This is a genomic window from Kitasatospora sp. NPDC091276 (genome assembly GCF_040684355.1).
GTDB lineage: Bacteria > Actinomycetota > Actinomycetes > Streptomycetales > Streptomycetaceae > Kitasatospora.
In genome coordinates this window covers 39,364-56,339 of sequence record NZ_JBFBFU010000037.1, presented here as the reverse complement: position 1 = coordinate 56,339, position 16,976 = coordinate 39,364, and the positions used below count along the sequence as shown (strand labels likewise).

Below are 16,976 nucleotides of genomic sequence, written 5' to 3'. Positions count from 1 at the left end.
CTTCGGCACTCTCCTCTTCATCGCCGACACCCCGGGTGGCACGGGACGGGTAATCCGGGTTTGGATCGGCTTCCACGCAGAGGAGACGCCGATGCCGGACGGCTTCAGCGCGGGCGACACCGCCTTCGTGCTCATCAGTGCGGCCCTGGTCATGGTGATGACCCCGGGCCTGGCCTTCTTCTACGGGGGCATGGTCAGGGCCAAGAGCACCCTGAACATGCTGGCGATGAGCTTCCTCTCGCTCGGCATCGTCAGCGTGCTCTGGGTCCTCTACGGGTACTCGCTCAGCTTCGGACCCGACTCCTTCGCCGGCCTCATCGGCAACCTGGACTTCCTCGGGATGCGCGGCATCGGCCTGAACGACCTCACCGGGACCATCCCGGTCACCGCGTTCGCCACCTTCCAGCTGATGTTCGCGATCATCACCCCGGCGCTGATCAGCGGCGCGATCGCGGACCGGGCCAAGTTCGGCGCCTGGGGCCTGTTCATCGCGCTCTGGGTGACCGTCGTCTACTTCCCGGTCGCGCACTGGGTGTTCTTCTTCGACGGCGGCCACGGCGGCTGGCTGGGCGACCGCAACGGCGTGATCGACTTCGCCGGCGGCACGGCCGTGCACATCAACGCGGGCGTGGCCGGCCTCGCGCTCTGCCTGGTGCTGGGCAAGCGGGTCGGCTTCAAGAAGGACCCGATGCGCCCGCACAGCCTGCCGCTGGTGATGCTCGGCTCCGGGCTGCTGTGGTTCGGCTGGTTCGGCTTCAACGCGGGCTCGGCGCTGGCCGCCAACGGCGTCGCCGCGATGGCGATGGTCAACACCCAGGTCGCCACCGGTGCGGCGCTGGTCGGCTGGCTGGTCTACGAGAAGCTCAGGCACGGCGCGTTCACCACGCTGGGCGCCGCCTCCGGCGCGGTGGCCGGCCTGGTCGCGATCACCCCGGCCTGCGGCTCGGTCAGCCCGCTGGGCGCGGTGGCGATCGGCCTGATCGCCGGCGCGGTCTGCGCCGCCGCGGTCGGCCTCAAGTACCGCCTCGGCTTCGACGACTCGCTCGACGTGGTCGGCGTGCACGCGGTGGGCGGCGCGATCGGCTCGCTGCTGATCGGCCTGTTCGCCACCGGCGGGGTCGGCCAGACCGCCAAGGGCCTGTTCTACGGCGGCGGGCCGGCGCAGCTCGGCAAGCAGGCGATGGGCGTGGCCGTGGTCGCCGCGTACTCCTTCGTCCTCTCCTGGCTGCTGGCGAAGGCGATCGACAGGACGGTCGGCTTCCGGGTCGCCGAGGAGGTCGAGGTGGGCGGCATCGACCAGGCCGAACACGCCGAGTCCGCCTACGATTTCAGCGCGGTGGGCGCGGGCCTGGCGCGGGCCCTGCCGGGCCTGGTCGGCGCCGCGGCGGCCGCGAGGTCCGCGGAGAGGCCCGCCGCCGGGAAGGCCGCCGCCGAGCCCTCCGCCGAGCCAGCCGCCACGGCCGCCGGCGAGGCCGCCGACAGGACCACCGCCGAGCCCACCGAGAAGACCGAGGTCGACGCCCGATGAAGCTCATCACCGCCGTGATCAAGCCGTACCGCCTGGACGAGGTGAAGGCCGCCCTACAGGCCTTCGGGGTGCACGGCCTGACCGTCACCGAGGCCAGCGGCTACGGCCGCCAGCGCGGCCACACCGAGGTCTACCGGGGCGCCGAGTACACCGTGGACCTGGTCCCCAAGGTCAGAATCGAGGTGCTGGTCGAGGACGAGGACGCCGACGAGCTGATCGAGGTCCTGGTGAAGGCCGCCCGGACCGGCAAGATCGGCGACGGCAAGGTCTGGAGCGTCCCGGTCGACACCGCCGTCCGGGTCCGGACCGGAGAGCGCGGGCCGGACGCCCTCTGAGGGCGGCCCTTCGTCGAGGGCCCTTCGTCGAGGGCCCTGAACCGTAGGACGCGCCGCAGGCGGGCCCGCCGTCCCCGAGGGGTCGCGGGTCCGCCGACGGCGCATCGGCGCCAGGCCGCCCGGGCCGTCCGCAGATCTCCCATCGGCCGCCCGCAGGCCGTCCGGCGCCGCCCGCTCAACCGCACGACGGACGGGACCACGCCATGACCACCGAGACCAGCCCTTCCGACTACGGCGCCGCCCGGGCCGCGCTGCTCGCCGGCCCCGGCCCGGCCGGGCGGCCCCGCCGCGCGGCTCTCGCCCGGCTCACCGACGACTGGCTGGCCGGTCTGCTCGCGGCCGCCGGCGGCCCGCCCGGCGTCGCGCTGGTCGCGGTCGGCGGCTACGGGCGCGGCGAGCTGTCCCCGCGCAGCGACCTCGACGTCCTGCTGCTGCACGACGGCCGGCTCGACCCCGACCTGCCCGAGCGGATCTGGTACCCGGTCTGGGACGCGGGCGCCGCGCTCGACCACTCGGTGCGCACCGTCGCCGAGGCCCGGTCCGTCGCCGCCGCCGACCTCAAGGCCCAGCTCGGCCTGCTGGACGCCCGCCACCTCGCCGGGGACGAGGAGCTCACCGCCGCCCTGCGCTCCGCCGTGCTCACCGACTGGCGCGCGAGCGCCCCCGCGCGCCTGCCGGAACTGCGCGACCTCGGGCGGGAGCGGGCCGAGCGGCACGGCGAGCTGTCGTTCCTGCTGGAGCCCGACCTCAAGGAGGCCCGCGGCGGCCTGCGCGACGCCGTCGCGCTCAACGCCGTCGCCGCCACCTGGCTCGCCGACGCCCCCCGGGACGGCCTGGACGCCGCCGCGCTGCGGCTCGCCGACGTCCGCGACGCGCTGCACCTGGCCACCGGCCGGGCCACCGAGCGGCTCGGCCTCCAGGACCAGGACCAGGTCGCCGAACGGCTCGGCGTGCTGGACGCCGACACCCTGCTGCGCCAGGTCTACGAGGCCGCCCGCACCGTCGCCTACGCGAGTGACGTCACCTGGCGGGCGGTGGAGCGGGTGCTCGCCGCCCGGTCCGGCCGGGGCCGCCGGACCGCCCGGCTGGCCTTCCCGTTCACCGGCGCCGGGCGCGGCGCGGGCGCGGTGGCCCGGGGCGCGGTCGCGCGTCGGCCGCTCGCCGAGGGCGTGGTCGAGCAGGACGGCGAGGCGGTGCTCGCCCAGGGCGCCCGCCCGGCCGCCGACCCGGTGCTGCCGCTGCGCGCCGCGGCCGCCGCCGCGCAGAACGGGCTCACCGTCTCGTACGCGACGGTGCGCCGGCTGGCCGCCGAGTGCCGCCCGCTGCCGGTGCCCTGGCCGGACGAGGCGCGCGAGCAACTGGTCACCCTGCTGGGCGCGGGCGAGGCGGCCGTCCCGGTGTGGGAGGCGCTGGAGGCGGAGGGACTGGTCACCCGGCTGCTGCCGGACTGGGAGCGGGTGCGCTGCCGTCCGCAGCGCAACGCCGTGCACCGCTGGACGGTGGACCGGCACCTGGTGGAGACGGCGGTGCGGGCCGCGGCGATGGCCCGCCGGGTGGCCCGGCCGGACCTCCTGCTGGTCGCCGCGCTGCTGCACGACATCGGCAAGGGCTGGCCCGGCGACCACAGCGAGGCCGGCGAGGTCATCGTCCGGGACGTCGCCGCCCGGATGGGCTTCGGCCCCGAGGACACCGAGACCCTGGCGGTGCTGGTCCGCCACCACCTGACGCTGGTCGACACCGCGACCCGACGGGACCCGGACGACCCGGCCACCGTCGAGGCGATCACCAAGGTGGTCGGCACCGCGGCCCAGCTGGAGCTGCTGCACGTGCTCACCGAGGCGGACGCGCTGGCCACCGGCCCGGCCGCGTGGAGCGGCTGGCGGGCCTCGCTGGTGGACGGCCTGGCGGCCCGGGTCGCCGCCCGGCTGGCCGGCGCCTACGCCGCGCCCGTGGAGGCCGCGCCGACCGCCGGGCAGGAACGGCTCGCGGTGGAGGCCGCCCGGACCGGCGGGCCCGCCCTGTCGCTGCTGGCGCGCTCCGAGGGGGCGGAGCCGGGCGCCGAGCCGATGGGCGTCGAGCTGACCCTGGCCGTCCCGGACCGGCCCGGACTGCTCGGCACCGTCGCCGGGGTGCTCGCGCTGCACCGGCTGGCCGTCCGCTCGGCCGGTCTGCGCGAGCTGGACCCGATCGGCGCCGGCCCGGTGCTGCTGCTGTCCTGGCGGGTGGCCGCCGAGTTCGGCGAGCTGCCGGAGGCCGCCCGGCTACGGGCCGACCTGCGCCGGGCGCTGGACGGCTCGCTGGACGTCGCGCGCCGGCTGGCCGAGCGGGACGCCGCCGCCCCGCGCCGCCGGGGCATCCCCACCCCGCCGCCGGTGGTCGCGGTGGCGCCGGCGGTGGCCTCGGCGACCGCGACCGTCCTGGAGGTCCGCGCGCACGACGCGCCGGGGCTGCTGCACCGGATCGGCCGGGCGCTGGACGGGGCGGGCGTGCGGGTGCGGACGGCGCACGTCTCGACGCTGGGCGCGGAGGCCGTCGACTCCTTCTACCTGACCGACGGGGAGGGGCGCCCGCTCTCCGCCGGGCGGGCCGGGGAGGTGGCGGCGGCGGTCCGGGCGGCGCTGGGCTGAGCCGCGCCGGGGGCCTTCGGGGCTCGCCGGGGTGCGGTTCCGCCGAGTTCCGCCGGGGCCCGCCTGGGGCTGCCGGGGGTCGGCCCGCCGGGGCCCGCCGGCGGGCGCCGAGGTCCGTTCCGAGGTCGTGGCAACCCGGGTGGAGACCGTACCCGGGGCGGCCGGATACCCTGGGGGGCGACGACCGTACCGATACCGATGCCGCAGAGGACCCGCGACGACGTGTTCGACACTCTTTCCGATCGCCTCGCAGCGACGTTCAAGAACCTCCGGGGCAAGGGCCGCCTGAGCGAGGCGGACATCGACGCCACCGCCCGCGAGATCCGCATCGCGCTGCTGGAGGCGGACGTCGCGCTGCCGGTCGTGCGGGCCTTCATCAAGCAGGTCAAGGAGCGGGCGGCCGGCGCCGAGGTCTCGGGCGCGCTCAACCCCGCGCAGCAGATCATCAAGATCGTCAACGAGGAGCTCATCGCGATCCTCGGTGGCGAGACCCGCCGGGTCCGGTTCGCCAAGAACGGCCCGACGGTGATCATGCTCGCCGGTCTGCAGGGTGCCGGTAAGACCACCCTCGCGGGCAAGCTCGGCCACTGGCTGAAGAGCCAGAAGCACACCCCGCTGCTGGTCGCCTGCGACCTCCAGCGGCCCAACGCCGTCAACCAGCTCCAGGTGGTCGCCGACCGCGCCGGCGTGGCCTTCTACGGCCCGCAGCCGGGCAACGGCGTCGGCGACCCGGTGCAGGTGGCCAAGGACTCGATCGAGTACGCCAAGCAGAAGCAGTACGACGTCGTCGTCGTCGACACCGCCGGACGCCTGGGCATCGACGCCGAGCTGATGCAGCAGGCCGCGGACATCCGCGCCGCGGTCAACCCGGACGAGGTCCTGTTCGTCGTCGACGCGATGATCGGCCAGGACGCGGTCACCACCGCGCAGGCCTTCCTCGACGGCGTCGACTTCACCGGTGTCGTGCTCTCCAAGCTCGACGGCGACGCCCGCGGCGGTGCCGCCCTGTCGGTCGCCCACGTCACCGGCCGGCAGATCATGTTCGCCTCCAACGGCGAGAAGGTCGACGACTTCGACGCCTTCCACCCCGACCGGATGGCCTCGCGCATCCTCGGCATGGGTGACGTCCTCTCGCTGATCGAGAAGGCCGAGCAGACCTTCTCGCAGGAGGAGGCCGAGAAGATCGCCGCCAAGCTGCGCGGCGGTCCGAAGGCGTTCACCCTGGACGACTTCCTGTCGCAGCTGGAGCAGGTCCAGAAGATGGGCTCGATCTCCAAGCTGCTGGGGATGCTGCCCGGGATGGGCCAGATCCGCGACCAGATCAACAACATCGACGACAAGGACGTCAACCGGGTCGGCGCGATCATCAAGTCGATGACCCCGGCCGAGCGCGCCGAGCCGGAGCTGATCAACGGCTCCCGCCGGGCCCGCATCGCCAAGGGCTCGGGTGTCCAGGTCGGCGAGGTGAAGAACCTGGTCGAGCGGTTCTTCGACGCCCGCAAGATGATGTCCGCGATGGCCTCCGGCAAGGGCGTGCCCGGCATGCCGGGGATCCCGGGCATGGGTGGCGGCGCCAAGAAGTCCGGCAAGAAGGCCCCGCAGGCCAAGGGCAAGCGCAAGAGCGGCAACCCGCTCAAGCGGGCGCAGGAGGAGGCCGCGGCCGCCCAGCGCCGCGCGCTCGGCCCGGGCGGCGACCAGGACCCGGCCGGCGGCGGCGCGTTCGGCCTCGGTGCGGGCAAGGGCCCGGCCGACTTCGAGCTGCCCAAGGAGTTCAAGGACCTGCTGTAGACCGGTCCGTCGTTCGAGCGGCCCGCCGTCCGGGACCTTCCGGGCGGCGGGCCGCTCGCATGCCCGATGATGGTGGTGTGCGAGTGACGATCAGGGCCCCGCGGGCCGAGGACAAGGACGTGTACGCCGAGGCGGTCCGACGGTCCGCCGACCACATCGGGCGGTGGAACCCGGTCGAGCCGGACGGCCTGGCCGAACTGCTGGACCGCCAGGGGCCGGGCCTGCGCACCTTCCTGATCGTCGACCGGGACACCGGCGGGCTGGTCGGCAAGGTGAACGTCGCCAACATCGTGATGGGCCGGTTCTGCAACGGCGCGCTGGGCTACGACGCGTACCTGCCGTTCGCCGGCACCGGGCGGATGACGGAGGGGCTGCGGCTGGTCCTGGACCGCTGCTTCGCCCCGCAGTCGGCCGGCGGGCTGGGCCTGCACCGGCTGGAGATCAACGTGCAGCCGGACAACGAGCGGTCGGTCGCGATGGCCAAGCGGCTGGGCTTCCGGCACGAGGGCTTCACCCCCCGGATGCTGTTCCTCCAGGGCGACTGGCGGGACCACGAGCGGTTCGCGCTGACCGCCGAGGAGTGGCCGGGCGCGGAGGCGTAGTCACGGGCGGGGCGCCGTCGCGGCTGGTCAGGGGCGTGCTCGGCGCGGCGTTTCGGGTGGCTCGCCCGAGCCCGCGTCCGTATCGTCCGATGGGTGACCGAACCCGTGCCGCCGCGCCAGACCCCCGACCAGCCCTGGCGGTCCGAGGGCGCCCCGCCCCCGCCGCCGCCCCGCCGCCGGATGCCCGGCGGCTGGATGGGACTCGCCCTCACCGCGCTCGTGGTGTTCCTGATCTCCGACCTGCTGCTGTCCTTCTTCGGCAACGCCGGCGCCACCACGATCTCCTACACCGAGTTCAACAACCAGCTGAACAAGGGCAACATCACCAAGATCTACTCCAAGGGCGACGCGATCGAGGGCACCCTCAAGAGCGCCCAGCCCAAACCGGACGGCGGCAAGGGCGACTACACCGACTTCGCCACCCAGCGGCCGTCCTTCGCCAACGACAACCTGTGGACCACGCTGCAGCAGCAGGGCGTCGAGGTCACCGCCACCTCCCCGGTGGTCCAGCAGCGCAGCTTCCTCGCCAACCTGCTGATCTCGCTGGCCCCCATGGTGCTGCTGATCCTGATCTGGGTGCTGCTCGCCCGCCGGATGGCCGGCGGGCTGGGCGCCGGCGCGCTCGGCCGCAAGGCCCCGCCCAAGCCGGTCACCGCCGACCAGGGCAAGCGCACCACCTTCGCCGACGTGGCCGGCATCGACGAGGTCGAGGCCGAACTCACCGAGGTGGTCGACTTCCTGAAGAACCCGCAGCAGTACCGCAGGCTCGGCGCCAAGATGCCGCGCGGCGTGCTGCTGAGCGGCCCGCCCGGGACGGGCAAGACCCTGCTCGCCAGGGCCGTCGCCGGCGAGGCGGACGTGCCGTTCTTCTCCGCCTCCGCCTCCGAGTTCATCGAGATGATCGTCGGCGTCGGCGCCAGCCGGGTCCGCGAACTGTTCGCCGAGGCCCGCAAGGTCGCCCCGGCGATCATCTTCATCGACGAGATCGACACCATCGGCCGCCAGCGCGGCGCGGGCGGCGGCATGGGCGGGCACGACGAGCGCGAGCAGACGCTCAACCAGATCCTCACCGAGATGGACGGCTTCACCGGCTCCGAGGGCGTCATCGTGATCGCCGCGACCAACCGCGCGGACGTGCTCGACCCGGCGCTGCTGCGCCCCGGCCGGTTCGACCGGCGGATCACCGTCAGCCCGCCCGACCGGGACGGCCGCGCCGCCATCCTGCGCATCCATACCCGGACCGTCCCGCTGGCCGGCGACGCCGATCTCACCCGGCTGGCCAAGGTCACCCCCGGGATGACCGGCGCCGAACTCGCCAACCTGGTCAACGAGGCCGCCCTGCTGGCCGTCAAGCGCAAGCAGGACGCGGTGAACGAGCGGGACCTCTCGGACGCCCTGGAGAAGGTCCAGCTCGGCGCCGTCCGGCCGCTGGTGATGCCGCAGGAGGAGCGCGAGCGCACGGCCTACCACGAGAGCGGGCACGCGCTGCTGGGCATGCTGCAGCCCGGCGCCGACCCCGTCCGCAAGATCACCATCGTGCCGCGCGGCCGGGCGCTCGGCGTGACCCTGTCCACTCCGGAGAACGACCGCTACTCGTACACCGAGCCCTACCTGCGCGGCCGGATCATCGGCGCGCTCGGCGGGATGGCGGCCGAGCAGGTGGTCTACGGGGTGATCACCACCGGGGCGGAGAGCGACCTGGAGCAGGTCACCAACATCGCCCGCGGGATGGCCGGCCGGTGGGGGATGAGCGAGCGGGTCGGGCGGCTGACCGCGGTGCCCGCCGACCCGCAGGGCGCCTACGGGCTCTCCGCCGCGCCGACCACCCTCGACGCGGTGGACGAGGAGGCCCGGCGGATCGTCGCCGAGTGCTACGAGGACGCGGTGCGGCTGCTGACCGAGCAGCGGGCCCGGCTGGACGCGCTGGCGGCGGCGCTGCTGGAGGGGGAGACGCTGGACGAGGAGCAGGCGTACCGGGCGGCCGGGGTGCCGCGGAAGGGCTCCGGCTCCGACGAGAAGTCGCTCGACCAGGCGTGAACCGGCGGGCCGGGGGCGCTCGCCGCGCTGGCGGACGCCCCCGGTTTCGTCGCTGCCGGATCTGTTGTCGCCCGGGCCGTTCCGATCGCTGCCGGGGGTCTCGTTCCCAGTGCCGCCGGGGGCTCGTTCCGGGCGTCGCCGTGGGCCCCGTTCCCAACGCCGTCGGGGTCGGCCGCCGCCAGCCGCTACCGGGGCCGTTCGGCGATCAGGTAGCGGAAGACGTTCTCCATCCGGACCGAGCCGTCCGCGCGCAGGTACGGCTGCAGCGCCTCTTCCAGCTCCTTGGCGACCAGCGACGCGCCGGAGAACTCCTCGGCCGCCTCGAACAGACCGGTGGAGAGCAGGCCGCGCACCGCGCTGTCCAGGTCCGCGTAGGCGAACGGGCAGCTCACCCGCCCGCTGCCGGCCGGGCGCAGGCCGGCCGGGGCGAGCAGGTCCTCCAGCGTGCCGGGCGTGCTCAGCTCGAACGGGTCGCGCGCGGTGGTCCGGCCCGCCCGCCGACGCGCCACGTCCAGCACCGGGGCGCTCTGGCAGCGCTCCGGAGGGCCCCAGGCGGCCAGCACCACGTGCCCGCCCGGGAGGGTCAGCCGGGCGGCCTCGACGACCACCGCACCCGGCTCGGCGCAACCGGGCAACTGCTCGAACACCGTCACCAGCGAATGGGCCGAGCGGGGGACGGCGGCGGTCGGCCGGGCCCCCGCGCACACCCGCAGCCGACGGCCACGGGCCAGCTCGCGCAGCTCGTCCCGCGGCTCCTGGCCGGTGACCTGGGCACCGCGCCCGGCGGCGAGCAGCAGCGCCAGTCCGGACCGGCAGCCCAGGCCCAGCACACTGGTCGCCGGGCCGACCTCCAGCCGGTCGTGGACCGCCTCGTAGAGCGGCACCAGCATGCGCTCCTGGATCTCCGCCCAGTCGCGCGCCCGCGCGGGCCGCGCCGCCCCGGGCTGCGGGTGGTGCGGTCGTGCGCCTGTCGGTCGTACGGTCGTGCCGGTCGTCCGAGCTGAAGCCATCGCGGCCTCCCATCCGGTCCTTCGGTGTGCTGCTACGGCTCCCCCAAAGTCCCGCCCCACTCCAGCGAACAGCGGGTCGGGCCCGGCGTCCAGAGGGGTGCAGGGTGGTGCGCGCGTGTCGCGGTCGTGCGCCCCCTGCGGTCGGCGGGTGCCGCCTCCTGCCGCCGGCGGGTGCGCGGTCGTCCGTCCGGCGGGTGCGGCGGTCGTCCGTCCGGCGGCCGCGGGCGTGTTATCGATTCGAAGTCAGGGGGCCGCGCCCCGTACCATTCGGGCCATGGCTAAGGCACCCGTTCTCACCCCTCAGGCGGAAGACTTCCCGCGCTGGTACCAGGACCTCATCAACAAGGCCGAGCTGGCCGACAACGGTCCGGTGCGCGGCACCATGGTCATCCGACCGTACGGCTACGGCCTGTGGGAGCGGATGCAGCAGGAGATGGACGCGCGGATCAAGAAGGCCGGCGCTCAGAACGCCTACTTCCCGATGTTCATCCCGCAGTCCTACCTGACCAGGGAGGCCGAGCACGTCGAGGGCTTCGCCCCCGAGCTCGCGGTGGTCACCCACGGCGGCGGCAAGCAGCTCGACGAGCCGGTCGTCGTCCGGCCCACCTCCGAGACGATCATCAACGAGTACTTCTCGAAGTGGGTGCAGAGCCACCGCGACCTGCCCCTGCTGATCAACCAGTGGGCCAACGTGGTCCGTTGGGAGCTGCGCCCGCGCGTCTTCCTGCGCACCACCGAGTTCCTCTGGCAGGAGGGCCACACCGCCCACGCCACCTACGAGGACGCCCGCGCGTACGCGTCGATGATCCACACCCAGGTCTACGGCGACTTCATGACGAACGTGCTCGGCATCGACGTCGTGCTCGGCCGCAAGACGGCCAAGGAGCGGTTCGCCGGCGCCATCAACACCCTCACCCTGGAGGGCATGATGGGCGACGGCAAGGCGCTGCAGATGGGCACCAGCCACGAGCTGGGCCAGAACTTCGCCAAGGCGTTCAACACGACCTACCAGCTCCAGGGCGCCGAGCGCGAGTACGTCTGGCAGACCTCGTGGGGCGTCTCGACCCGCATGGTCGGCGGCCTGATCATGTCCCACGGCGACGACAACGGCCTGCGGGTGCCCCCGCGACTGGCCGCCGTCCAGGCCGTCGTGCTCGCCATCAAGGGCGACGACGCGGTCATCGCCAAGGTGCGCGAGATCGGCGCCACGCTGGAGGCCGCCGGTGTCCGGGTGGTCGTCGACGACCGCACCGACACCCCGTTCGGCCGCCGCGCGGTGGACTGGGAGCTCAAGGGCGTGCCGCTGCGCATCGAGGTCGGCCCGCGCGACCTCGAGAACGGCACCGCGATGCTGGCCCGCCGGATCCCCGGCGGCAAGGAGCCCGTCTCCATCGACTCCCTGGCCGCGCTGGTCCCGGGCATCCTGGAGGAGGACCAGACGCTGCTGCTGCGCCAGTCCCGCGAGCGCCGCGAGGCCCGTACCGTCGACGTCAAGACCATCGAGGAGGCCGCCGAGGCCGCCGCGACCGGCTGGGGCCGGATCTCCTGGGCCGACCTCGGCCCGGAGGGCGAGGCCAAGCTGGCCGAGCAGGGCGTTTCGGTGCGCTGCATTGTCGCGGCCGACGGCTCGGTGCCGCTGGCGGACGACCAGGACGGCAATATCGCGATCGTCGCCCGCGCGTACTGATGCCTGTTACCAGCAGGTAATGACCGTTGTCGGCGACATTTGCCCGGAATGCGGATGAGTAAGAATCCGGTAACTGTCCGAGGGGCGCCCCGACCGCGGACATCCCTACTGGCCGGTCAACTGCCGGTATTAACGCAATAGCGGTACGGTGTACGGCCCGTGGCCCTGTCAACTCGACGGGTCCACGGGCCGTACGTCCAGGGGGCGACAGCCCGCCCCCGGACGGAATTCACGAGGCCCGCCGAGCTGCGGCGAGCCGAAACCGGCAGGGGGTTGGTCTTGCGTCAGATCCGGAACGCGCAATTCGCGCGCGACCATGCATTCCTGGGAGTTTCCTGGGAATTCCCGAAGAACGAGAACATGCGGAACATCGGCTCGCACTCCATCGTTGGTCTAGCGTGAGCACGACACAGCCCCTCGTCCTCGCGGCCGAACTGGCCGCCGCCTGGAGTGACATCCAGGCCCACCACCAGGACCTCCCCGATCTGGCCTCGCCCGAGGCCCTGATCGGCGAATCCTCCTCGGCCTGTGGCACCCGGCTCGGTTTCGAGCGGCTCCTCCACGAGGCTGCCCACGGTCTGGCCGCGGCCCGGGACATCCGGGACACCTCGCGAGCCGGCCGCTACCACAACCGGCGCTTCCTGCTGCTCGCCTCCGAGCTCGGACTGGCGCACCCGGTCGAACCGCACGCGAGCAGCGGCTTCTCCCAGGTGACCATGCTCAAGGAGACCCAGGAGCGCTACGCGGAGACCATCGAGCGACTGGACCGCGCCCTCGGCGCGCACCAGGAGGCGGTGGCCGGCGACGGTACGACGCGGGCCTTCCGCGGCCCGGCCGCCCGGCACGGCTCCTCCGGGGGCGGCGTCCGGGTCAAGGCGGTGTGCGGCTGCGGGCGGAACGTCCGGGTCGTGCCGTCGGTGCTCGCCCAGGCGTCCATCGTCTGCGGCGCGTGCCAGCAGCCGTTCAAGATCTCGTGACCGATCGGTCCACCGGACCGGGAGATCGTTAGACCGGAACACCAGAAGACGGGGAAGGCCGGCGGACGGCTGTGCGGGCAGCGGATCCGGCCGGAGCGAGCGGTACATCGGTGAGTTCGTGGGCGGACCGGGAGCGAGGGCTCCCGGTCGCGCCTTGTGGACGGGCCTGCGGAGGCGGTCGGGGGGCGGCCTCCGGAGGGTCGTGCGCGGCCCGCGGACGGCCGGGTGTACGGCTGGGGTGCGCGGCTGGGGCGCGGCTGGGGCGCGGCCGGGGCGCGGCTGGGATGCAGCCGGGATGCCTCCTGTGGATGGCCGAGCGAAGGCGGTTCGCGCCGGTATGGCAGAATGGACAGCTGAGTACTCGGCAGCCGAGCAGGACCCCTCTCTCCTACGGCTGGCGTGTCCCTTGAACGGCCCACGGCGCAACCCCACGCGACGGCGCGGCCGCTCACCCACGTCAACACCAGGAGAATCCACTCCCGTGGCAGTCAAGATCAAGCTCAAGCGTCTCGGCAAGATTCGCTCCCCGCACTACCGCATCGTCGTCGCCGACTCGCGCACCAAGCGTGACGGCCGCGCGATCGAGGAGATCGGCATCTACCAGCCGACCTACAACCCCTCGAAGATCGAGGTCGACACCGACCGCGCCCAGTACTGGCTGTCCGTCGGCGCCCAGCCGACCGAGCCGGTGCTCGCCATCCTCAAGCTGACCGGCGACTGGCAGAAGTTCAAGGGCCTCCCGGCCCCGGCGCCGCTGCTGGTCGCCGAGCCCAAGGTCGAGGACTTCTCGCACCTGTTCGCGAAGGCCGTCGCCGGCTTCGAGGACGCCACCACCGGTGTTGCCATCACCCCGAAGGCCAAGAAGTCGGACAAGGTCGAGGCTGAGGCCGACGCCGCCGCCGAGGCCTGAGCGTGATCGAGGACGCCCTCGACCACTTGGTGAAGGGCATCGTCGAGCACCCCGACGAGGTGCAGGTGCGCTCGCGCAACCTGCGTCGGGGCAACACCATCGAGGTGCGAGTGCACCCCGATGACCTCGGCAAGGTGATCGGCCGGGGTGGCCGCACGGCGCGCGCACTGCGCACCGTGGTCGGCGCCCTCGGCGGTCGCAACGTCCGGGTCGACCTGGTCGACGTGGACAACATTCGCTGACGCAGCTGCTCGTTCAGCCGTCAGGGCTTGTGAGGCCGACCGGGACGCATGTCGTCCCGGTCGGCCTTTTCGCGTTTCTCGCGCTTCCCGCATTCCGTCCCGCTTTAGGAACTCCAGGAGAACGATCACCGTGCAGCTCGTCGTCGGCAAGATCGGCCGCGCCCACGGCATCAGGGGGGACGTCAGCGTCGAGGTCCGTACCGACGAGCCGGAGCTCCGGCTCGGCCCCGGTGCCGTCCTGTTCACCGACCCCGCGTCGGTGGGCCCGCTGACCATCGAGTCCGGCAAGGTGCACAGCGGCCGGCTGCTGCTGCGCTTCGTCGGCGTCAAGGACCGCAACGCGGCGGAGGCGCTGCGGGGCACGCTGCTCATCTCCGAGGTCGACCCGGAGGAGAGCCCCGAGGACCCGGAGGAGTACTACGACCACCAGCTGATCGGCCTGGACGTGGTGCTGCTCGACGGCACCCTCGTCGGCGAGCTGACCGAGGTCGTCCACCTGCCGTACCAGGACCTGCTCACGGTGGAGAAGGCCGACGGGACGGAGGTGCTGGTGCCTTTCGTCCGCCAGATCGTGCCGACCATCGACCTGGAGAACCAGCGTGCCGTGATCACCCCGCCGGTCGGCCTGATCGAACCCGAGCAGGCCGAGGTCGCCCGTGGTGCCTCCGCCGAGGGCGAGGACGCCGAGGACGCCGAGGACGCCGAGGGCGCTGAGGGTGTCGAGGGCGCTGAGGGCGCTGAGGGTGTCGAGGGCGCCGAGGGTGCGGCCGGTGCCAAGGGCGCGGAGGGGTCGGAGTGACGGTGGAGGAGGGCGTCGCGCAGGTCCAGGACGGGATGCGGATCGACGTCGTCTCGATCTTCCCCGAGTACCTGGACCCGCTGAACATCTCGCTGGTCGGCAAGGCCCGTTCCCGCGGCCAGCTGGACGTGCACGTCCACGACCTGCGCGAGTGGACCCACGACGTGCACCGGACCGTGGACGACAGCCCGTACGGCGGCGGCCCCGGCATGGTGATGAAGCCCGAGCCGTGGGGCGAGGCGCTGGACGCGGTGGTCGCCGGCGGGCCCGAGGGTCAGCTGCCGACGCTCGTCGTGCCCACCCCCAGCGGGCGGCCGTTCACGCAGGAACTCGCCCAGGAACTGGCGAGCCGCCCCTGGCTGGCGTTCACCCCCGCCCGGTACGAGGGCATCGACCGGCGGGTCATCGAGGAGGCGGCCACCCGGATGCCGGTGGTCGAGGCCTCGATCGGCGACTACGTGCTGGCCGGTGGCGAGGTCGCCGTGCTGGTGATGGTCGAGGCGATCGCCCGGTTGCTGCCCGGGGTGCTCGGCAACGCCGAGTCCCACCGGGACGACTCCTTCGCGCCCGGTGCGATGGCCGACCTGCTGGAGGGCCCGGTCTACACCAAGCCCGCCGAATGGCGCGGCCGGACCGTGCCGGACGTGCTGCTCAGCGGAAACCACGGCCGGATCGCCCGCTGGCGGCGGGAACAGGCCTTCGCCCGGACCCTGGCGAACCGCACCGACCTGGTCGAGCGCTGGCGCTACGGCGCCTTCGACAAGAAGGACCGGGAGGCGCTCAGCATCCTCGGTCTGGCCTGGGACGAGGAGCTCGGCCGATTTCGGTCCGTGGCCGTCGGTGTGGAAGAATAGGCCGCTGCTGTCTGTTGCTGGGCCCCCTTCGTAGGGGCCACGTGGACCGGCGCCCTCGCCACGGGGGGATCGTCGTCAGCCGATGCGGCCCGCAGCAAACCCCATTGTGACGAACTTCCGTGGGCGGCCCGTGGCGCCTGCGATGGAGAGCAACATGAGCAACAAGCTCGCTGCTGTCGACGCGGCCTCGCTGCGTAGCGACATTCCGGCCTTCCGCGCCGGTGACACCCTGAAGGTCCACGTCCGGGTCATCGAGGGCAACCGCTCCCGTGTCCAGGTCTTCCAGGGCGTCGTCATCCGCCGCCACGGCGCCGGCGTCGGTGAGACCTTCACCGTTCGCAAGGTCAGCTTCAACGTCGGCGTGGAGCGCACCTTCCCGGTGCACACCCCGGTCGTCGAGAAGATCGAGGTCGTGACCCGCGGTGCGGTTCGCCGCGCCAAGCTGTACTACCTGCGTGACCTCCGCGGCAAGGCCGCGAAGATCAAGGAGAAGCGCGACCGCTGATCCACCGTCCCCGGCCTCGCCGGGGGATCGGATCGCTCTGAGGGGCCGGGCCGCCGCACGGTAAGCTCAGCCCCCGATGAGCACGCACGAACCACCCGCGGACCGCGACGGCAGTCCCGCACCCACCGGTGCGGACTCGCTGTCGCGGTCCGCGGTCGTTTCGGGGGTCGTCCCGGGGCCCGGTGGGGAGGGATCCGGCCCCAGTGGGGACCCGCGGGCGGACGCCGGGGGTGCGCCGGAGGGCGAGGCCGCGTCCGAGGGCGAGGACGCACCAGAGGGTGAGAACGCGCCGGAGGGCGAGCGTGCACCGGAAGGTGGGAGCGCGCCGGAAGGTGAGCGCGCGCCGGGGAATGAGGAGCCGGGCCACTCGCGCTCTCGGGACCTGTTGCTGCTCGTGGGGATCTGCCTGCTGGCCCTGCTGCTGGTGAACGCCTTCGTCGCGCGCCCGTTCTCGGTGCCGTCCGGTTCGATGGAGGAGACCCTGCGACCGGGCGACCGGTTGATCGCGAACCAGCTCGCTTATGCCTTCGGCGGCCACCCCCAGCGGGGCGACGTCGTGGTCTTCGACGGGACGGGCTCCTTCCTGCCGGGGTCGGGTGGGCCGACCGGCTTCTGGGACGGGCTCAGCTCGCTCGGCCGGGACCTCGGGCTGGCCCCGGCCGGGAACACGGTCTACGTCAAACGGGTGATCGGCGTCGGCGGGGACCGGGTGACCAGCACCGGCCCGGGCGGGCCGATCACCGTCAACGGGGTGCCGATCGACGAGTCCTCCTACCTGGCCCCGGGGGACCAGCCGTCGAGCGTGGCCTTCGACGTGGTGGTGCCGACCGGCAAGCTCTGGGTGATGGGGGACCACCGCAGCGCCTCCCGTGACTCCCGCGACCACCTCGGCGAGCCCGGCGGTGGCTTCGTGCCCGAGAGCAGGGTGATCGGCCGGGCGGACTGGGTGGTCTACCCGTTCTCGCGCTTGACCGGCCTGGACCGGCCCGCAGCCTTCGCCGCGACTGCGGGGACGGGCGGTCATGGGGAGCAGAGGTAGCAGGGGCAGGGGCCGGGTGGCGGACCGCCCGGTTCC

General features: G+C 73.4%; 15 protein-coding genes. 14 read left to right on the top strand and 1 reads right to left on the bottom strand.

From position 1 onward, the window contains the following. Positions 1-91 precede the first annotated feature (91 nt). From AB0O19_RS33180 to ftsH, 6 genes are all read left to right on the top strand, one after another. Entirely contained in the window at positions 92-1,528 is a 1,437-nt protein-coding gene (locus tag AB0O19_RS33180; protein WP_363624900.1) for an ammonium transporter, read from the top strand. Beyond that, the gene (locus tag AB0O19_RS33175) at positions 1,525-1,863 is read left to right on the top strand and encodes a P-II family nitrogen regulator (RefSeq protein WP_063347683.1); all 339 of its coding nucleotides are present in this window, start codon (positions 1,525-1,527) and stop codon (positions 1,861-1,863) included. Before AB0O19_RS33180 ends, AB0O19_RS33175 begins: the two co-directional genes overlap by 4 nt. 203 nt (positions 1,864-2,066) lie before the next feature. Continuing rightward, complete coding sequence (locus AB0O19_RS33170; RefSeq protein WP_363624898.1) at positions 2,067-4,490, top strand: [protein-PII] uridylyltransferase; 2,424 nt, start codon at positions 2,067-2,069, stop codon at positions 4,488-4,490. Positions 4,491-4,712: 222 nt separating this feature from the next. After that, the gene (ffh, locus tag AB0O19_RS33165) at positions 4,713-6,278 is read left to right on the top strand and encodes a signal recognition particle protein (protein WP_350882982.1); all 1,566 of its coding nucleotides are present in this window, start codon (positions 4,713-4,715) and stop codon (positions 6,276-6,278) included. Positions 6,279-6,337: 59 nt separating this feature from the next. Further along, a complete protein-coding gene (locus AB0O19_RS33160) occupies positions 6,338-6,880 on the top strand; it encodes a GNAT family protein (RefSeq protein WP_363375916.1) in 543 nt (180 codons plus the stop codon). Between the two features lie 93 nt (positions 6,881-6,973). Next, positions 6,974-8,917, top strand: a complete 1,944-nt coding sequence (ftsH, locus tag AB0O19_RS33155) for an ATP-dependent zinc metalloprotease FtsH (protein ID WP_363624896.1) — start codon at positions 6,974-6,976, stop codon at positions 8,915-8,917. A 185-nt stretch (positions 8,918-9,102) separates the two neighbouring features. On the opposite strand, the gene AB0O19_RS33150 is transcribed toward ftsH, so the two are convergent. Continuing rightward, positions 9,103-9,807, bottom strand: a complete 705-nt coding sequence (locus AB0O19_RS33150) for a methyltransferase domain-containing protein (RefSeq protein ID WP_363624894.1) — start codon at positions 9,805-9,807, stop codon at positions 9,103-9,105. 394 nt (positions 9,808-10,201) lie between these two features. Between AB0O19_RS33150 and proS the strand changes: the two genes are divergently transcribed. From proS to lepB, 8 genes are all read left to right on the top strand, one after another. Further along, entirely contained in the window at positions 10,202-11,614 is a 1,413-nt protein-coding gene (gene proS / locus AB0O19_RS33145) for a proline--tRNA ligase (RefSeq protein WP_363624893.1), read from the top strand. Between the two features lie 398 nt (positions 11,615-12,012). Beyond that, complete coding sequence (locus tag AB0O19_RS33140) at positions 12,013-12,591, top strand: hypothetical protein (RefSeq protein WP_063347677.1); 579 nt, start codon at positions 12,013-12,015, stop codon at positions 12,589-12,591. 481 nt (positions 12,592-13,072) lie between these two features. Then, positions 13,073-13,501: a 30S ribosomal protein S16 gene (gene rpsP / locus AB0O19_RS33135; protein ID WP_063347676.1), complete on the top strand. Its 429-nt coding sequence runs from the start codon at positions 13,073-13,075 to the stop codon at positions 13,499-13,501. A 2-nt stretch (positions 13,502-13,503) separates the two neighbouring features. Continuing rightward, on the top strand, positions 13,504-13,743 hold the full coding sequence (locus AB0O19_RS33130; protein WP_030056773.1) for an RNA-binding protein: 240 nt from the start codon (positions 13,504-13,506) through the stop codon (positions 13,741-13,743). A gap of 130 nt (positions 13,744-13,873) precedes the next feature. Continuing rightward, a complete protein-coding gene (gene rimM / locus AB0O19_RS33125) occupies positions 13,874-14,542 on the top strand; it encodes a ribosome maturation factor RimM (protein WP_363624891.1) in 669 nt (222 codons plus the stop codon). Between the two features lie 35 nt (positions 14,543-14,577). Next, positions 14,578-15,396, top strand: a complete 819-nt coding sequence (trmD, locus tag AB0O19_RS33120) for a tRNA (guanosine(37)-N1)-methyltransferase TrmD (RefSeq protein WP_363624922.1) — start codon at positions 14,578-14,580, stop codon at positions 15,394-15,396. Positions 15,397-15,550: 154 nt separating this feature from the next. After that, positions 15,551-15,901 carry a 50S ribosomal protein L19 gene (rplS, locus tag AB0O19_RS33115; protein ID WP_063347674.1) on the top strand — a complete coding sequence of 117 codons (351 nt, stop codon included), beginning with the start codon at positions 15,551-15,553 and terminating at the stop codon, positions 15,899-15,901. A 385-nt stretch (positions 15,902-16,286) separates the two neighbouring features. Further along, positions 16,287-16,940, top strand: a complete 654-nt coding sequence (lepB, locus tag AB0O19_RS33110; RefSeq protein WP_363624889.1) for a signal peptidase I — start codon at positions 16,287-16,289, stop codon at positions 16,938-16,940. Positions 16,941-16,976 lie beyond the last annotated feature (36 nt).